The sequence below is a fragment of the Sporolactobacillus vineae DSM 21990 = SL153 genome (assembly GCF_000377985.1).
Taxonomy (GTDB): Bacteria; Bacillota; Bacilli; order Bacillales; family Sporolactobacillaceae; genus Sporolactobacillus; species Sporolactobacillus vineae.
In genome coordinates this window covers 205847-221781 of sequence record NZ_KB899046.1, presented here as the reverse complement: position 1 = coordinate 221781, position 15935 = coordinate 205847, and the positions used below count along the sequence as shown (strand labels likewise).

Genomic DNA, 15935 nt, shown 5'->3' with positions numbered 1-15935 from the left:
TTTTGCGGCTTTTTTTTAGATGGGTTAAAATAGCAGGAGAATAGATTCGAAAGCAGTCAGGGGCAGCGTACTTTGAGCAAAGCAAGCCCATTATGACTGGTTCCGGACTGTACAGGGGGATAATGATGGCGGAAAAATTCAAACGTATTCATATCATCGTCATGGATTCAGTAGGCATCGGCGAGGCATCAGATGCCGCCAGGTATGGCGATGAGGGTTGCGATACACTGGGCCATACGGCCAAAGCAAAGAGCGGACTTCATGTGCCCAATCTGGAAAAACTGGGACTGTCGAATATTCGTCCGGAAAATCCGATCGAAGGGGTTGCCGTGATGGAGCAGCCCGCCGCTTATTTTACCAAGATGCATGAAATTTCGGCTGGAAAAGACAGTATGGACGGTCACTGGGAAATGATGGGGCTGCCGGTAATGACTCCGCTGCATACTTTTCCAAATGGTTTTCCGGACGAACTGATCCGCAAAATCGAGGCTTTCAGCGGACGCAAAGTGATCTGGAACAAGCCGGCGAGCGGAACGGAGATCATTAAAAAGTTCGGTGAACGGCAGATGAAGACCGGGGAGCTGATTATCTATACATCAGGCGATTCGGTGCTGCAGATTGCCGCTCATGAGCAGGTGATTCCGCTAAAAGAATTGTATTCGATCTGTGCGTACTGCCGGAAACTGACGCTTGATGAACCGTACCATCTGGGCCGGATTATTGCCCGTCCCTATGTCGGCGACCGGGCCGACAACTTCGAGCGGACGGCCAATCGTCGTGATTTAACGCTTGAACCGCCGGAAGAGACAGTGATGGACAAGTTGAAAGCAGCGGGATTGGATTCACTGGCGATCGGAAAGATCAATGATATTTTTAGCGGGCATGGTATTACCGAGGGCTGGCACACGCTCAGTAATGAGGACGGCATGAACCGCCTGATCGAAGTTCTGGCACAGGACTTCCACGGTCTGAGCTTTACCAATCTGGTTGATTTTGATGCTAAATACGGGCATCGCCGGGAGCCGGTCAAGTTCGGGAATGCGCTTGAAGCCTTCGACAATCAGCTTGGCACGGTCCTGTCTCGTCTTTCGGATCATGATCTGCTTCTGATTACGGCAGACCACGGCAATGATCCCGGCTTCAGAGGGACCGATCATACGCGGGAATATGTACCGCTTCTGGCTACTTCTCCGATGTTTGCTGAGGGCCGTCCGCTTCCGGTTCGGAAGACGTTCGCAGACCTTGGTGCGACGATTGCCGATAATTTTGGTGTTCCGCTGCCTGACGTCGGCAGCAGTTTCTTGAATGACTTAAAATGAAACGGGGTGCGTCCGGGTGCGGATGGTCGATATTATCACAAAAAAACGGGACGGACATGCGCTGACGCCTGAGGAAATCAACTTTTTTATTAACGGTTACGTCACCGGTGCCATTCCTGATTATCAGGCAAGTGCGCTCACGATGGCGATCTATTTTCGTGATATGAGTGATCAGGAAATTGCCACTCTGACAGAGGCAATGGTGCATTCCGGCGACACGGTGGACTTATCGGGAATCCGGGGGGTCAAGGTCGACAAGCATTCAACCGGCGGGGTCGGCGATACCACAACGCTGGTGCTCGCACCGCTTGTCGCAGCAGCCGGTGTTCCGGTTGCGAAAATGACCGGCCGCGGACTTGGATTTACCGGCGGGACGATCGACAAACTCGAATCGATTCCCGGTTTCCATGTCACTCTGACACCGGAACAATTTATCCGCTCGGTCAACGAAGATCAGATTGCTGTGATCGGTCAGAGCAGTGAACTGGTTCCGGCCGACAAGAAACTCTATGCGCTTCGTGATGTGACCGGTTCCGTCGAATCCATCCCGCTGATTGCCAGTTCCATTATGAGCAAGAAAATCGCGGCAGGTGCCGATGCCATCGTCCTGGAAGTGACGACCGGTGCCGGGGCTTTTATGAAAGACGAAGAAGGTGCAGTTCGTCTGGCCGAGACGATGGTGCGGATCGGCCGTCATGTCGGCCGGACAACTGCTGCGGTTATTACCGATATGTCCCAGCCGCTTGGGAGAGCCGTCGGCAATGCGCTCGAGGTAAAAGAAGCGATCGAGACACTCCGGGGTGCGGGTCCTGATGACCTGAAGGAGCTCGTCCTGACTCTGGGCAGCCTGATGGTCTGCGCGGCCGGGAAAATGACGGATCCAGGTGCAGCAAGAGAGCAGCTCGAATCTCTCCTGAATGACGGCCGGGCGCTTGAGAAGTTCAGGCAGTTTGTCGCCAATCAGGGCGGAGATCCGAACGTTATCGATCATCCGGACAGTTTACCGGCTGCCCGGTTCCAGATTGAACTTCCGGCTGAGCATTCCGGTTATATTACCGAACTGGCTGCAGATCAGATCGGACTGGCGGCCATGCAGCTTGGTGCCGGGAGAGCAACGAAAGATGACCGGATTGATCCGGCTGCCGGGATCGTGCTGCACAAAAAGGTTGGTGACCCGGTTAAACAGGGTGAATCGCTGCTGACCATCCATTCCAACAGGCAGGATGTGACTGAAGTGACGGCACAGCTGAAGCGGTCGATTCGGTTCGGCAGCCGTTCTGTCCGGCCGAAACTGATCCATGGAACAATTACCGAATAGAAAAGGGAGTGTCGTTGATGAACGATCTTGCCAGATACATTGATCATACTGCATTGAAACCGGACGTTACGGAAGCGGACATCATTAAACTGACAGGGGAAGCAAAAGAATATGGATTTGCCTCCGTGTGTGTCAATCCTTTCTGGGTAACCCTTGCAGCGGAACAGCTGGAGGGGTCGGACGTCAATGTCTGCACGGTGATCGGCTTTCCTCTTGGGGCCGGCACAGCGGCAACGAAAGCCTTCGAAACAAAGGACGCGATTGATCATGGTGCGGATGAAGTCGATATGGTGATCAATATCGGGGCGCTGAAGGGCGGGCAGACAGATACGGTGGAGAGGGACATTAAGGCTGTCGTTCAGGCGGCGGCCGGTAAAGCGCTGGTTAAAGTGATCATTGAAACCTGTCTCCTGACGGATGATGAAAAGGTGCTGGCTTGCAAACTGGCTGCCGGAGCAGGTGCCGATTTTGTGAAGACATCGACGGGCTTTTCAACCGGCGGAGCGACAGTGTCAGACGTTGCGCTGATGCGCCGGACGGTTGGACCGAAGTTCGGCGTGAAGGCGGCGGGCGGTATCCATTCAAAAGCTGAGGCACAGGCGCTGATCGCAGCAGGGGCGACCCGAATCGGAGCCAGTTCAGGCATTCAGATTGTGAATGGGTGAGTCCGGCTAAGTGATTTAATGGATATGGTTACGGTTGCCGACTTCAGATACTTGAAATCAGGGTACACTATATGGTATAATTTTTTCCGTGCTCGATAGAAGGCACGTAGAATGATAGGGCGTTGGGCAAGTGGTTAAGCCAATGGATTCTCATTCCATGATCACGGGTTCAATTCCCGTACGCCTTATAATTCAAAAGCGAACTGCTCTTTCAGGAATATTTCTTGAAAGAGCAGTTTTTTTTATTTCTAAATACGGATCGTTGATGCTCACAGACGTCGTGAGCATTGTCATTGACAAAATGATAATTACTATTGAAAGCGCTTGCAATTAAAGCTACAATGGTAGTGGAAATAATGTGAACAATATGTGAACAATTGATGCTTAATAAAAGTGCATTGGCCGAACAGAATTCAAATGAAGGGAATGAATCATTTTGACAAAGAAAAGGATTGTGATTCTTGGCGCGGGATACGGTGGACTCCGGACACTGAAAAAGTTACAGAATATGCATCCTGATGCTGATCTGGTCCTGGTGAATAAAAATGATTATCACTGTGAAACGACGCTGCTTCATGAAGTGGCGGCAGGTTCAACAGAAGCGAAAGGAATTTGCTATCCGATAAAACAGGTCGTCGACAGCAGGCAGACGATTTTTATTCAGGATACGGTTCAGTATGTAGACCGTGCCGGAAAGAAAATCATCTTTGAGGCGCATCCGCCGCTGTCGTATGACTATTTGTTGATTGCACTGGGTTTTGAATCGGAATCTTTCGGGATACAAGGTATTCCTGAATATGCGATGTCGATTTCAGATATTCCTTCGGTCAATCACATCCGCCGGCATATTCACCATCAGCTTGCCGCCTGGCAAGAGGACAGAGACGAGACGCACCTGACCGTCGTTGTCGGCGGGGCGGGATTCACGAGTTTTGAATTTCTGGGCGAATTGACCAACCGACTGCCAAAACTTGCCGCACGTTACCATATCGATAAGGATCAGCTTCATGTGATCTGTATTGAACCAACGCCTCATGTACTGCCGATGTTCAATCGCCCGATTGCCGAATACGGCAGCCGAAAGCTTGCGGAGCGAGGTGTCCGGTTTGTCATCGGCCGTGTCAACCGTGTCGTTCCGGGGCATGTTTATTACAAACATGAGGATGATCTTAGCGTGATCCATGCCGGAACATTTATCTGGACGGGGGGTGTCCGCGGCAGTTCGGTTATTGAGGCTTCCGGATTTATTCAGAAACGCGGCCGTGTTAATGTGAATGCTGATCTGACTGTACCCGGCAACCCCGAAATTATGATTATCGGTGATTGCTCGGCGGTGATCGATCCGGAAAATGGTCGTCCTTATCCGACAACAGCACAAATTGCCATCCAGCAAGCGGACTGTGCTGCCCATAATCTCAATGCCCGCATTCAGGGGAGGGCACTGAAACCGTTTGTTTATAAGTATAAAGGAACGGTCTGCTCACTGGGGAGAAATGATGCCATGGGACAAGTAATGGGCAAGAATATCAAGGGATACCCTGCTTCCTTCATGAAGAAAATGATTGAGAACCGGTCACTTGTAAAAATCGGCGGTGTGGAAACGATGTTGAAAAAAGGTCGCTTCGATTTCCTGAACTAATCGATAGGCAATCGCGAAGATTAAAAAAACAGCCTGGCGACATAATGCCGCCAGGCTGTTTCAGTGGTTTGATCCCCCATATATTCTCTTTGTAAAACTTATTTTGCCGAAACGTGTTCCGGAATCTTGGCAAGTGCCTGATCCAGATCCCAGATGATATCATCAACATCTTCAATACCGATTGAAACACGGATCAGATCCGGTGTAACGCCGGCGACAGCCTGTTCTTCAGGTGTCAGTTCGGCATGTGTCGTGCTGGCCGGATGAATAATCAGCGACTTTGCATCGGCAACATTGGCGAGGAGAGAGAACAATTTAACATTGTTGATCAGTGTCTTTCCGGCTTCATAACCACCCTTGACACCGAATGTGAAGATCGATCCGGGGCCCTTCGGCAGGTATTTCTTCGCCAGGTCGTAATATTTATTTCCTTTGAGACCGGGATAATTAACCCAGGTTACTTTCGGATGTTCACTGAGGAATTCTGCCACTTTCTGTGCGTTCTGAACATGACGTTCAACACGAACCGACAAGGATTCAAGACCCAGCAGGAAATAGAAAGCGTTTTGCGGACTGATCGTTGCACCGGTGTTACGCAGCAGCTGTACTCTGGCTTTGGCTGCGAAGGAAGCCGGTGCCAGATCAGCATAAACAAGACCGCCGTAGCTCTTATCAGGTTCGGTGAAGTCAGGGAATTTACCGCTGGCACGCCAGTCGAACTTACCGCCGTCGACGATAACACCGCCGATCGCTGTCCCATGGCCGCCGATGAATTTCGTTGCTGAATGGACAACAACATCTGCGCCGTATTCGATCGGACGGATCAGATAAGGTGTTCCGAAGGTATTGTCGATAATGAACGGTATTTTATTTTCATGAGCAATCCTGGCAACAGCTTCGAGATCCAGAACGTTAATTTTCGGATTGCCGATGGTTTCGCCATAGATCGCTTTCGTTCTGTCATCAATGGCCGAGCGGAAGTTTTCCGGATCGTCCGGGTCAACAAATTTAACACCAATGCCGAGTTTTTTCAGTGTGACGGAGAACAGCTCATATGTACCACCGTACAATGTGCTTGCAGATACAATGTTGTCTCCTTCGCTGGCAACGTTCAAAATGGCGTAAAAGATAGCTGCAAGTCCCGACGCGGTGGCCAGTCCGGCAACCCCGCCTTCCAGCGCAGCGATACGTTTTTCAAAAACGTCTTCGGTAGGGTTCATAATTCGTGCATAGACATTACCGGGTTTCTTCAGCTGGAAAAAGTCTGCCGCCTGGTCAGCGTCTTTAAATACGAAAGAACTTGTCTGATAAATCGGTACGGCACGTGCACCGGTTGCCGAATCCGGTTCCTCCTGTCCGGCATGTACCTGCAACGTCTCAAACCCAAATTTTCTTTCTTCAGCCATTTCGATCTCTCCCTTGATCATGATTTGTAATTAAATAAAATCTTAGCTGGAAAGATTACAGATTGGAAAGAGCTGCCAATGAAAAAGCTGCCTCCCGTCAGATAGGGAAGCAGCTTTTTCGCCGATTCTTTTCTTATCTGCCAGAAATTAATCTGCTGGAATTAACACCATACATAAAAAAACTATGCTGGTTGTCGGGCTTCACAGGGCCAGTCCCTCCGCCGCTCTTGATAAGATTTATTTAATTGTGTACAGTTTACTCCCGGTCGAGCGTGTTTGTCAACACATAAATACAAGTAATTTGCTAGATTTAATATTATTTTTAACGCTCTGCATATAGAAAAAGAAGAACCACAAATGGGTTCTTCTTTTTTGCGGAACGGCATGATTAATACAAACCGTCGACCGTATCTTTTGTGCTGATGTAAATGTTCTTTGTCTGGGTATAGGCGTCGAGAATGCTCTTATAGGTCTCACGGCCGATACCGGACTTTTTGTATCCGCCGAACGGAGCGCCGGCAGGCAGCTGGTTATAAGTGTTAACCCACATACGGCCGGTCCGGACGCCGCGGGATACCTTGAGCGCAGTATTCAGATTGCTGGTCCAGACGGCGCCGCCAAGGCCATAATCAGATTGGTTGGCGAGCTTGATCGCATCATCCGCATCTTTGAACTTGATGACCGTAGCGACCGGTCCGAAGATTTCTTCCTGTGCGATCCGCATATCATTATTCGCGTCGGCAAGAATCGTCGGTGCCAGGAATTCGCCTTTTTCCAGGCCATTGGCAGATAGTTTCTTACCGCCGGTTACCAGCTTGGCTCCTTCGTCTTCACCGATTCTGACATAGTCAAGAATCTTCTTCAGCTGACGGTCATTGACCTGAGCACCCATCTGAACGCCGTCTTCCCATGGGAGGCCGACCTTGACGTTTTCAAATGCGGACTTCAGAGCAGCAACAAACTTATCATAGATTCCTTCCTGTACAAAGAGACGGGATCCGGCGCAGCAGACCTGGCCCTGGTTGAACAGGATGCCGAGCTGAGCTCCTTCAATTGCTCTGTCCCAAGGTGCGTCGTCGAAGAAGATGTTCGCCGACTTGCCGCCGAGTTCAAGAGTGGCAGGAATCAGCCGTTTGGCAGCTGCTTCAGCGACTTCGTAGCCTACCTGAGTGGATCCTGTAAAAGCTAATTTAGCGAAGCCGTCATGATGCAGCATATAGTCGCCGGAATCCGAACCGCGGCCGGTAACCACGTTGACAACACCGGCCGGAAGAACCTGATCCAGCAATTTTGCCAGTTCAAGCAAGCTCAGTGAAGTCGACGATGACGGATGGATGACCACGGTGTTGCCTGCGGCGATGGCCGGAGCAATCTTCCAGGCAGCCATCAGTAATGGGAAGTTCCAGGGAACAATCTGTCCGACGACGCCGATCGGTTCTTTCAGGTTGATCGTCAGCGTATTTTCGTCAAGTGCCTTGGCCGTACCTTCTTCGGAACGGATGACACCGGCGAAATAACGGAAGTGATCGGAGCTTGCCGGAACGTCGACGCCCTTGGTTTCTCTCAAAGGTTTGCCGTTATCCAGTGTTTCGACCAGAGCGAGGTGATCGGCATTTTCATCAATCAAATCAGCGATCTTCAGCAGCAATGTGCTCTTTTCCTGAACGCTGACATCTTTCCATGATTCAAAGGCTTCGGTGGCCGCTTTAACGGCGGCATCGACATCGGCATGGCTGGCATCGACAAATTCTGCCAGCTTTTCGCCGTTGCTTGGATTGTAGCTCGTAATCTTTTTTCCTTCTGAACCATCAATCCATTTTCCGCCGATGTACAGCTTGTATTCTGTGTCCACTGCGTTACCCAGGACGGTGCTATCAATGCTCATAACAGATCTCCCTTTCAAAAATTGTGATATTTTTGTAACAATTTGATCTACGCTTACATTGTAATGCACAAGGCTAAAAAAGAAAATGAAAACGCTCTCTATTGGAGGAATTTTTATTTGATCCCTATAATCAATCAGTGGAAAAAAGGCGAATACTGTCACTCAAATGGATAGTTAATGCCCCATTGGTGACGCACGCGGGTCATGATGTCGACGACATCGGATGTCAGTGGTAAAGTATTTTCCTGACGCGCCCCGGCAACCACTTGATTCATATAAACATATTCATAGGCCATTGCCCTGTCCGTGTCACCGGCACTGATTTCCTCTGTGCTCCCGTCGGGATAGGTGAGTGTCGCATTTTCAGCTCTTGGAAAATTGTCCACTGTGATAAAGGCTTTATCCCCGGTGACGATACCCCTTTTGGGTAATTTTGCCCGCATCGTTAATGTGATGACACCCATCTGATCATCCGGATTTTTCAGGACAATGCCGGAGGATTCGTCGGCACCAGTTTCAAACTTTTTGACCGTCGTCACGATTTGATTCGGCTGGCTGGACAGAAAAAAACGGGCAAAACTCAGGGCATAAGTGCCGATATCCAGCAGCGCACCCCCAGCCAGATCCATATTGAAAAACCGGCTCTTTGGATCATAGGGCTTCAGGCTGCCGAAAGTTACATTAACCATTTTCAGCTTCCCGATTTTCCCGGAAGCAACGATTTCCTGCAGCTTCTGATAAAGCGGCATGTGGAAAATCGTCATGGCTTCAACAACAAACAGATGTTTCTCTTTGGCCAGCTGAATCACCGGCCGCAATTGTTCCGTGCTGACGGTGATGGCCTTTTCGCAGATAACATTTTTCCCGTTCTCCAGGCACTTCATCAGGTATTCGTAGTGGTTGGAATGCGGCGTCGACAGGTAAACGATGTCGATCGCCGGATCACGGAGCATCTCGTCATAATTTCCATAAGCCTTTTCAATATGATGCTTCCCCGCAAAGTCGTTCGCATGCTCCAGACGCCGTGAACCGACGGCATAAATCGTTTTTCCGGCTGCATGAACGGCATCTGCAAATTCAGAAGCAATTCTACCGGGACCAAGAATAGCCCAGTTTAATTTTTTCAAAAATTACCGCCTCACTGTTTTCTCGTGATCCATTGAAAACCATTTTCCCCGGCGACAAGTGCTTTAGTCACGACGCCGGCGAACAGCGACGTGCCGATCACACCGTTGATGGCGTTCAACTCCTGATTAAGCGTATCGATATCCGTTACAGTATGAAAAGTAACGTCCATCAACGGATGACCGTAGTCACTGACCGTAAAACCATCCTTGGCTGAGCTTGTCCGCATCACCGGTTCGCCGCCCAGCTCGCTCACTTTTTTCTTTACGTAGGCGAGCGCGTCGTCCAGAACTTCCAGGACTACAGGGAGCTGGAAAGTCAGTCTCGGAACAAATTTGGTGTCGTCAACAAGGAGTACATAGTTATCAGCCATTGAAGCCACAAGCTTCTCTTTTGTGTGGATACCGCCTCCGCTTTTTAGCGCATGGAGTGCTTCGTCGACCTGGTCACAGCCGTCGAAGGCGATTGCCAGATGATCGACAGTTTCTGCAGGAAGGACGCGGAGTCCCTTCTCGCGGCAGAGCCACTTCGTCCGTACGGAAGGCGTCACAATCTGAACGTCCAGATCAGGCGCTTCTCTGATGAAATCGATCAGGTAGCTAATTGTACTGCCGCCGCCTAATCCGATGATTGTGTGGCGCGGGATGAGTTTCAAAGCTTCCCGGGCACATTCTTTTTTTATATTAACCGTAAAGACACCCCCCCTTCAGGTAGTGAAAAGTTCTAATGAGCAACCGTTTCCAATTTTTTCATTATACGAGTGAAAATTGACTGGTGTCAATCAATCGGCTCAACAGGTGGCAAACTGAAATGATTCCGGATCAATTGTGATACACTAAAGAACGGATGTCTGTGAGTTCCGCTGACATCGACGGACATCCAGGGCAATGTTCATGCGGCAGCGGAGGATAAATCAATACGCAATACGTTGTTGTCGTGTCCCCGGAAGCGTGATAAACTTACCCATATAATAGCATCAATTTAGTAGGAATAAGGACAATCAGGCGTTATGGCTGAATGATTCCCGTTCAGGGGCATAGCGCAACAGGAGGAACAGAGATATTTATGAAGAAACTCATTTTCGGGTTGTTAACGGTCATTCTTGCAGCCGCGCTGACAGCCTGTGCAACGCAAAGTGGCAGTTCATCGAAACCGCAGAGCCTGACTGCTCAGATTCAGAAGAAAGGCGTACTGACAGTCGGTACGGAAGGAACCTATGCGCCGTACACCTATCATGACAGCAAGACCAATAAGCTGGTGGGCTTTGATGTAGATGTTATTCGTGAAGTCGGCAAACGGATGGGCGTCAAAGTGCAGTTCAAGGAAGCCGTTTTTGATTCTTTGTTTGCCGGGCTTAATGCCAAACGTTTCGATACGATTGCCAACGATATCGGTGTCACTCCGGATCGTCAGAAGGCTTATGATTTCTCAAGGGTATATTCTACATCGCAATCAGTGATTGTCACCAGAAAAAATAATAACAGGATCAAAAAGCTCAGCGATCTGAAGGGCGTCAAGGTCGCCCAGGGGCTTTCCAGCAATTACGGTGAAATGACGAAGAAAGCCGGCGCCGTGATTGTCGGTCAGGACGATGTGTCCAAGGCGTTGAAACTGGTCAGCCAGGGCAGAGCGGATGCATTGGTCAACGATCAGGGAGCTGTTCTGAACTACTTTAATACGACGAAGGACAACAATCTTAAAATCGCGGCAGTTGTGCCGTCCAATGCCGCCGATATTGCCTTCCCGGTTCTGAAAAAGAGCGGACTGGATAAAACGTTCACAAAAGAGCTGAAAGCCATGAAAGCCGACGGGACGTTAACTAAAATCTCGGAGAAGTATTTCGGAAAGGATATCAGTAAGTAAACATGTCACTCTTTGTTGCCGGCCAGATTACGGTAGACTGGCCGCTTGCCGCACATTCATTCTGGCCGATTTTGCAGGGCGGCCTGATCTATACAATTCCTCTGGCCATGATCTCCTTTGTGTTCGGACTGATCATTGCGATGGGGATGGCACTGCTGCGTCTGTCACATGTAACCGTGCTGCGGTGGATCGCCCGTGTCTATATTTCAATTATTCGCGGGACGCCGCTTTTGGTGCAGCTGGCGATTATCTTTTTCGGGCTTCCCGATCTGGGGATTGATGTCAGTCCGCTGATCGGTGCCGTGGTCGCCCTGTCAATGAACGTGGGCGGTTATGCCGCAGAAACAATCCGGGCGTCGATACTTTCCGTACCGAAAGGCCAGTGGGAAGCCGGTTATACCATCGGCATGGGCTACGGCCAGACCTTGCGCCGGATCATTCTGCCGCAGGCGGCCCGTGTTTCGATACCGCCTTTGTCGAACTCATTCATCAGCCTGGTTAAAGATACCTCTCTGGCATCGACGATCACGGTGACGGAGCTGTTCCGCAGGGCCCAGGAAATCACTGCAACCAGTTACGATTTTCTGCTTCTTTACTCCGAAGCGGCACTGATCTACTGGATATTCTGTTTTATTCTTTCTATTATACAGGGACGTATCGAAGCCAGACTGGATCGCTATGTGGCATCGAATGAATAAAGGAGGAGCAGATTCATGCTGCTCAATGTGAAAAACCTGCAGAAATCGTTTGGCGGGCGCCGGATTCTTAACGGAATCGATTTTACGCTTGATGAAGGAAAGGTTCTCGTTCTGATCGGACCGTCCGGATCCGGGAAGACCACGACACTCAGAAGCCTTAATCTGTTGGAGCGGCCGGAACAAGGCGTACTTCAGATTGATGGCGACGAGGTGGACTTCAGTAAACCCGTTTCGAAAAAAACAATTCGCGCCATTCGCCGGAAATCGGCCATGGTCTTCCAGAATTATAATCTCTTTCCGCATAAAACGGTGCTCGAAAATGTGATCGAAGGCCCGGTAATGGTTCAGAAGACAGCGAAGGAAAAGGCTGTCGACAACGCCAGAAAGATTCTTGAGAGAGTCGGCCTGTCGGATTTTCTTGACAGTTATCCGCACCAATTGTCCGGCGGTCAGCAGCAGCGGGTAGGGATTGCCAGGGCAGTGGCTCTGAAGCCCAGACTGCTGCTGTTTGATGAACCGACATCCGCTTTGGATCCGGAACTGGTCGGTGATGTGTTGAAGGTTATGAAAGATTTGGCCCTGGAAGGCTGGACAATGGTGGTCGTCACTCATGAACTGAAGTTTGCCGAAGAGGTGGCGGACAAGGTCCTGTTTCTGGATCAGGGAACGATTCTTGAGCAGGGAACACCGGATGAATTGTTCGGCCATCCGAAGCATGAACGGACCAGACAGTTTCTGAGCAGAATTATGAATAAAGTGTAATCACAGATCAGTATTAAAGCCATGATCAGGCAACCCGAATCAGGAGTCCGGGATGTCCAATCATGGCTTTTTTTGTTGCGGTAAACGGACAAGAAAAAGTATGAGGTGATTTATTAATAATTTGTAATATTGTATAATTTTTTTATATTAGGTCTGGCGAAAAATATTGCTGATTCGGGTTACCCTATCGATTGGAGCGGAGGAGGCAAGGCTCCGGCGGTTTCAGCAATCCGCCCTGCTTCGTAGCGGAGACAGACGGATCGTTAATGGCAGACGAGTGCCCAAAATCGAGAAGCAGCAGATCAGTTTAACAGAGCCTAATAGGAAAAAGATCAGGGGGATGAATCAGTGGGAAAGAAGAAGAATACGGCATTGAATGTTGCCATGGGCGCCGCCTTTCTGATGGCGATGTCTGCAGTAGGTCCGGGATTTCTTACCCAGACTGCCGCATTTACATCTCAGCTTGGTGCAGACTTCGGATTTGCCATCTTGATCTGCATTCTTGTCGACATCGGTGTGCAGCTGAATATCTGGCGGATCATCTGTGTCTCCGGCAAGAAGGCCCAGACGATTGCTAATGAGCTGGTGCCTGGTCTTGGTTACCTGCTGACTGTGTTGATTGTTGTCGGCGGACTGACATTTAATATCGGAAATATTGGCGGTGTCGGTCTGGGATTTAATGTGCTGTTTGGTATTTCACCCGAGAACGGTGCATTGATCGGCGGCACTATTGCACTGATTATTTTCCTCGTTCGCAACGCACTGACTGTGATGGACCGAACCGTGCAGGTGCTGGCCGCGGTCAAAGTACTGCTGATTATCTTTATTGTTGCGGTCAGCTCTCCGCCTCTGGGTCAGGCGGCGATACATACCTTCGTCCCTTCTCATATCGACTTTTACTCGATTGTCACCATTGTCGGCGGTACCGTTGGCGGCTATATTTCGTTCGCCGGCGGCCATCGGCTTCTTGAAGGCGGGCTGAAAGGGAGAAAAAGCATACCCTATATCAATGGCGGAGCGCTGACCGGCATCGGGGTTGCCTCAATCATTCGGGTTTTACTATTCCTTGCGGCGCTGGCGGTGATTGCTGAGGGCTTTAAACTGAATCCTCTGAACCCGGCCGCAAGTATTTTTCAGGATGCAGCCGGCGACTTCGGCTACAAGTTTTTTGGCTTGATTCTGTTTGCCGCCGGGATGACATCCACTCTGGGATCTACCTTTACATCGGTATCGTTTCTGGACTATTCTAAGGCTGACGGGGATCACCACACGTTTTTGAAAATTCGTCCGTATCTAATCATTTTCTTTATTTTGTTTTCAACAACTATTTTTTATTTCATCGGCAGTCCGGCTAAAGTGCTTGTTGTGGTCGGAGCGATCAACGGACTGATTCTCCCGATTGCCCTGGCGATCCTGCTGCTTGCCGTGACGAAGAAAAAGATCATGGGTGAAGGATACAAACATCCGCTGTGGCTGACTCTTTCCGGCTGGATTATTGTCGCCTTTATGGCATACGCCGGAGTACAGACGGTGATCAAGGTCGTCGGTTCAATGGTCTGAAAGTGTTGTGCCGTGGAATTTTAAAGGGGAAGGGTTACAGATGACACAGATTGATTTAAATTGTGATCTTGGGGAAAGTTTCGGACACTTTGTGATGGGCAATGATCCGAAAATTCTGCCGCTCATTTCATCAGCAAATGTCGCCTGCGGATTCCATGCAGGTGACTTTTCGGTTATGCACCGGACGGTTGCCGTAGCCAAAGAGGATGGAGTGGCCGTCGGAGCTCATCCCGGATTGCCCGATCTTGAAGGATTCGGAAGACGGGAAATGAAAGTAACACCTACGGAAGTCTATGATATGGTTGTCTATCAGATCGGAGCACTTCAGGCGGTAGCCCGCACGCAGCATACAGCTGTGAATCATGTCAAACCGCACGGTGCATTGTACCACATGGCCTCCGAGGACAAGAAGATCGCGGAGGCTGTAGCTCATGCAGTAGCCGACACCGATCCTGATCTGCTGCTATTTGGAATGGATGGCTCTCATTTGACGGAGGAAGGAGAAAAGGCCGGACTGCATGTTATTTACGAGGCTTTTGCCGACCGAACCTATCAGGCGGACGGTACACTCACCCCGAGGTCAAAACCCAATGCACTGATTACGGATACCGCTCAGGCATTGGAACAGGTGCTTCAGATGCTTCAGAACGGCACGGTGACCGCGACGAACGGTAAGTCTGTATCGGTCCGGGCACAAACAATTTGTGTACACGGTGACGGAGCGGTAGCAATCGCATTCGCCGCTACCATCCGGAATGAATTGCAAAAAAAAGGGATCGTTATCGCAGCCTGGCATAAATGAATCAATGGGTTCATGGAAACGTGACAGAATAAAGGGGGATAAAATACGTGATACAGCCTGAAACAGAGGCAGCGGCGAAAAATCCTGACGAAATTCGCCAGCTGATACGTGAAGGAAAGCTTGTCCGGCCGACCAGTGGTTTTGCCAGGGGTTACACGCAGGCGAATCTGGTGATCCTTCCAAAAGATGACGCTTTTGATTTTCTGCTTTTTTGCCAGCGTAATCCGCGTCCCTGTCCCCTCCTTGAGGTGCTGGATACGGGGAGTCCTGCAGTCACATCCATTGCGAACCATGCGGATATACGAACCGATGTTCCGAAGTATCGTGTGTATATCAGGGGAAAGCTGACAGATGAACCGACGGATATCTGCGCTTACTGGAGAAACGATTTTGTTACGTTCCTGATCGGATGCAGCTTCAGCTTTGAAGAGGCACTGCTGCAAAATAGCATACCCGTGCGCCAGATTGAAGAACAGTGCAACGTGCCAATGTTCCGGACCAATATTTCGTGTCAATCGGCCGGTTCTTTTCAAGGGCCGCTTGTAGTCAGCATGCGTCCGATGACGGAGAAACAGGCGATCCGGGCAGTCCAGGTAACCAGCCGGTTTCCCTCCGTTCACGGTGCACCGGTACACTTCGGGAATCCGGAAAAGATCGGAATCCACGATTTGTCTCATCCGGACTTCGGTGATGCGGTAACCATTAAGCCGGGTGAGATTCCTGTCTTCTGGGCCTGCGGTGTAACTCCCCAGGCTGCAGTGATGGCCTCCCGGCCGGAAATAGCGATCACACATGCACCGGGTTATATGTTTATTACCGATAAGAAGAATACGGATTTCAGTATTCTCTGATCCAATCGATGAAATAGCCGGTGATGACTGTGTCACCGATGA

General features: G+C 50.0%; 14 protein-coding genes, 1 tRNA gene and 1 riboswitch. Of the genes, 11 read left to right on the top strand and 4 right to left on the bottom strand.

What is annotated here, in order from left to right:
• Positions 1 to 125: 125 nt before the first annotated feature.
• The 5 genes from D889_RS0108670 (at position 126) to D889_RS0108650 (ending at position 4941) form a co-directional block, all read left to right on the top strand.
• Positions 126 to 1319: a phosphopentomutase gene (locus D889_RS0108670; protein WP_010630773.1), complete on the top strand. Its 1194-nt coding sequence runs from the start codon at positions 126 to 128 to the stop codon at positions 1317 to 1319.
• 16 nt (positions 1320 to 1335) lie between these two features.
• Positions 1336 to 2637 carry a pyrimidine-nucleoside phosphorylase gene (locus D889_RS0108665; RefSeq protein WP_010630772.1) on the top strand — a complete coding sequence of 434 codons (1302 nt, stop codon included), beginning with the start codon at positions 1336 to 1338 and terminating at the stop codon, positions 2635 to 2637.
• Positions 2638 to 2654: 17 nt separating this feature from the next.
• Positions 2655 to 3302 carry a deoxyribose-phosphate aldolase gene (gene deoC, locus D889_RS0108660; RefSeq protein ID WP_010630771.1) on the top strand — a complete coding sequence of 216 codons (648 nt, stop codon included), beginning with the start codon at positions 2655 to 2657 and terminating at the stop codon, positions 3300 to 3302.
• A gap of 116 nt (positions 3303 to 3418) precedes the next feature.
• A tRNA-Glu gene (locus D889_RS0108655) sits at positions 3419 to 3490 on the top strand.
• 248 nt (positions 3491 to 3738) lie between these two features.
• Positions 3739 to 4941 carry an NAD(P)/FAD-dependent oxidoreductase gene (locus tag D889_RS0108650; protein ID WP_010630770.1) on the top strand — a complete coding sequence of 401 codons (1203 nt, stop codon included), beginning with the start codon at positions 3739 to 3741 and terminating at the stop codon, positions 4939 to 4941.
• A 98-nt stretch (positions 4942 to 5039) separates the two neighbouring features.
• On the opposite strand, the gene D889_RS0108645 is transcribed toward D889_RS0108650, so the two are convergent.
• The 4 genes from D889_RS0108645 to rpiA form a co-directional block, all read right to left on the bottom strand.
• Positions 5040 to 6347, bottom strand: a complete 1308-nt coding sequence (locus tag D889_RS0108645) for an O-acetylhomoserine aminocarboxypropyltransferase/cysteine synthase family protein (RefSeq protein WP_010630769.1) — start codon at positions 6345 to 6347, stop codon at positions 5040 to 5042.
• A 130-nt stretch (positions 6348 to 6477) separates the two neighbouring features.
• A riboswitch (SAM riboswitch) is annotated at positions 6478 to 6584 on the bottom strand.
• A 151-nt stretch (positions 6585 to 6735) separates the two neighbouring features.
• Positions 6736 to 8232 carry an aldehyde dehydrogenase family protein gene (locus tag D889_RS0108640; protein WP_010630768.1) on the bottom strand — a complete coding sequence of 499 codons (1497 nt, stop codon included), beginning with the start codon at positions 8230 to 8232 and terminating at the stop codon, positions 6736 to 6738.
• Positions 8233 to 8390: 158 nt separating this feature from the next.
• A complete protein-coding gene (locus D889_RS0108635; protein ID WP_010630767.1) occupies positions 8391 to 9359 on the bottom strand; it encodes a Gfo/Idh/MocA family protein in 969 nt (322 codons plus the stop codon).
• Positions 9360 to 9370: 11 nt separating this feature from the next.
• Positions 9371 to 10039: a ribose 5-phosphate isomerase A gene (gene rpiA / locus D889_RS0108630; RefSeq protein ID WP_026038994.1), complete on the bottom strand. Its 669-nt coding sequence runs from the start codon at positions 10037 to 10039 to the stop codon at positions 9371 to 9373.
• Between the two features lie 383 nt (positions 10040 to 10422).
• Between rpiA and D889_RS0108625 the strand changes: the two genes are divergently transcribed.
• From D889_RS0108625 to D889_RS0108600, 6 genes are all read left to right on the top strand, one after another.
• Entirely contained in the window at positions 10423 to 11220 is a 798-nt protein-coding gene (locus tag D889_RS0108625) for a transporter substrate-binding domain-containing protein (protein ID WP_010630765.1), read from the top strand.
• Between the two features lie 2 nt (positions 11221 to 11222).
• A complete protein-coding gene (locus D889_RS0108620) occupies positions 11223 to 11918 on the top strand; it encodes an amino acid ABC transporter permease (protein WP_010630764.1) in 696 nt (231 codons plus the stop codon).
• A gap of 18 nt (positions 11919 to 11936) precedes the next feature.
• Positions 11937 to 12680, top strand: coding sequence for an amino acid ABC transporter ATP-binding protein (locus D889_RS0108615; protein WP_026038993.1), 744 nt, complete (start codon positions 11937 to 11939; stop codon positions 12678 to 12680).
• Positions 12681 to 13028: 348 nt separating this feature from the next.
• Positions 13029 to 14240: an NRAMP family divalent metal transporter gene (locus tag D889_RS0108610; protein ID WP_010630762.1), complete on the top strand. Its 1212-nt coding sequence runs from the start codon at positions 13029 to 13031 to the stop codon at positions 14238 to 14240.
• 40 nt (positions 14241 to 14280) lie between these two features.
• Positions 14281 to 15042, top strand: coding sequence for a LamB/YcsF family protein (locus tag D889_RS0108605; protein WP_010630761.1), 762 nt, complete (start codon positions 14281 to 14283; stop codon positions 15040 to 15042).
• Positions 15043 to 15089: 47 nt separating this feature from the next.
• On the top strand, positions 15090 to 15893 hold the full coding sequence (locus tag D889_RS0108600) for a putative hydro-lyase (RefSeq protein WP_010630760.1): 804 nt from the start codon (positions 15090 to 15092) through the stop codon (positions 15891 to 15893).
• Positions 15894 to 15935: the final 42 nt, after the last annotated feature.

Coding starts and splice junctions, on each gene's coding strand:
- D889_RS0108670 (WP_010630773.1), top strand. CDS start 126: ATGGCGGAAAAATTCAAACGTATTCATATCATCGTCATGGATTCAGTA.
- deoC (WP_010630771.1), top strand. CDS start 2,655: ATGAACGATCTTGCCAGATACATTGATCATACTGCATTGAAACCGGAC.
- D889_RS0108645 (WP_010630769.1), bottom strand. CDS start 6,347: ATGGCTGAAGAAAGAAAATTTGGGTTTGAGACGTTGCAGGTACATGCC.
- D889_RS0108640 (WP_010630768.1), bottom strand. CDS start 8,232: ATGAGCATTGATAGCACCGTCCTGGGTAACGCAGTGGACACAGAATAC.
- D889_RS0108625 (WP_010630765.1), top strand. CDS start 10,423: ATGAAGAAACTCATTTTCGGGTTGTTAACGGTCATTCTTGCAGCCGCG.
- D889_RS0108620 (WP_010630764.1), top strand. CDS start 11,223: ATGTCACTCTTTGTTGCCGGCCAGATTACGGTAGACTGGCCGCTTGCC.
- D889_RS0108605 (WP_010630761.1), top strand. CDS start 14,281: ATGACACAGATTGATTTAAATTGTGATCTTGGGGAAAGTTTCGGACAC.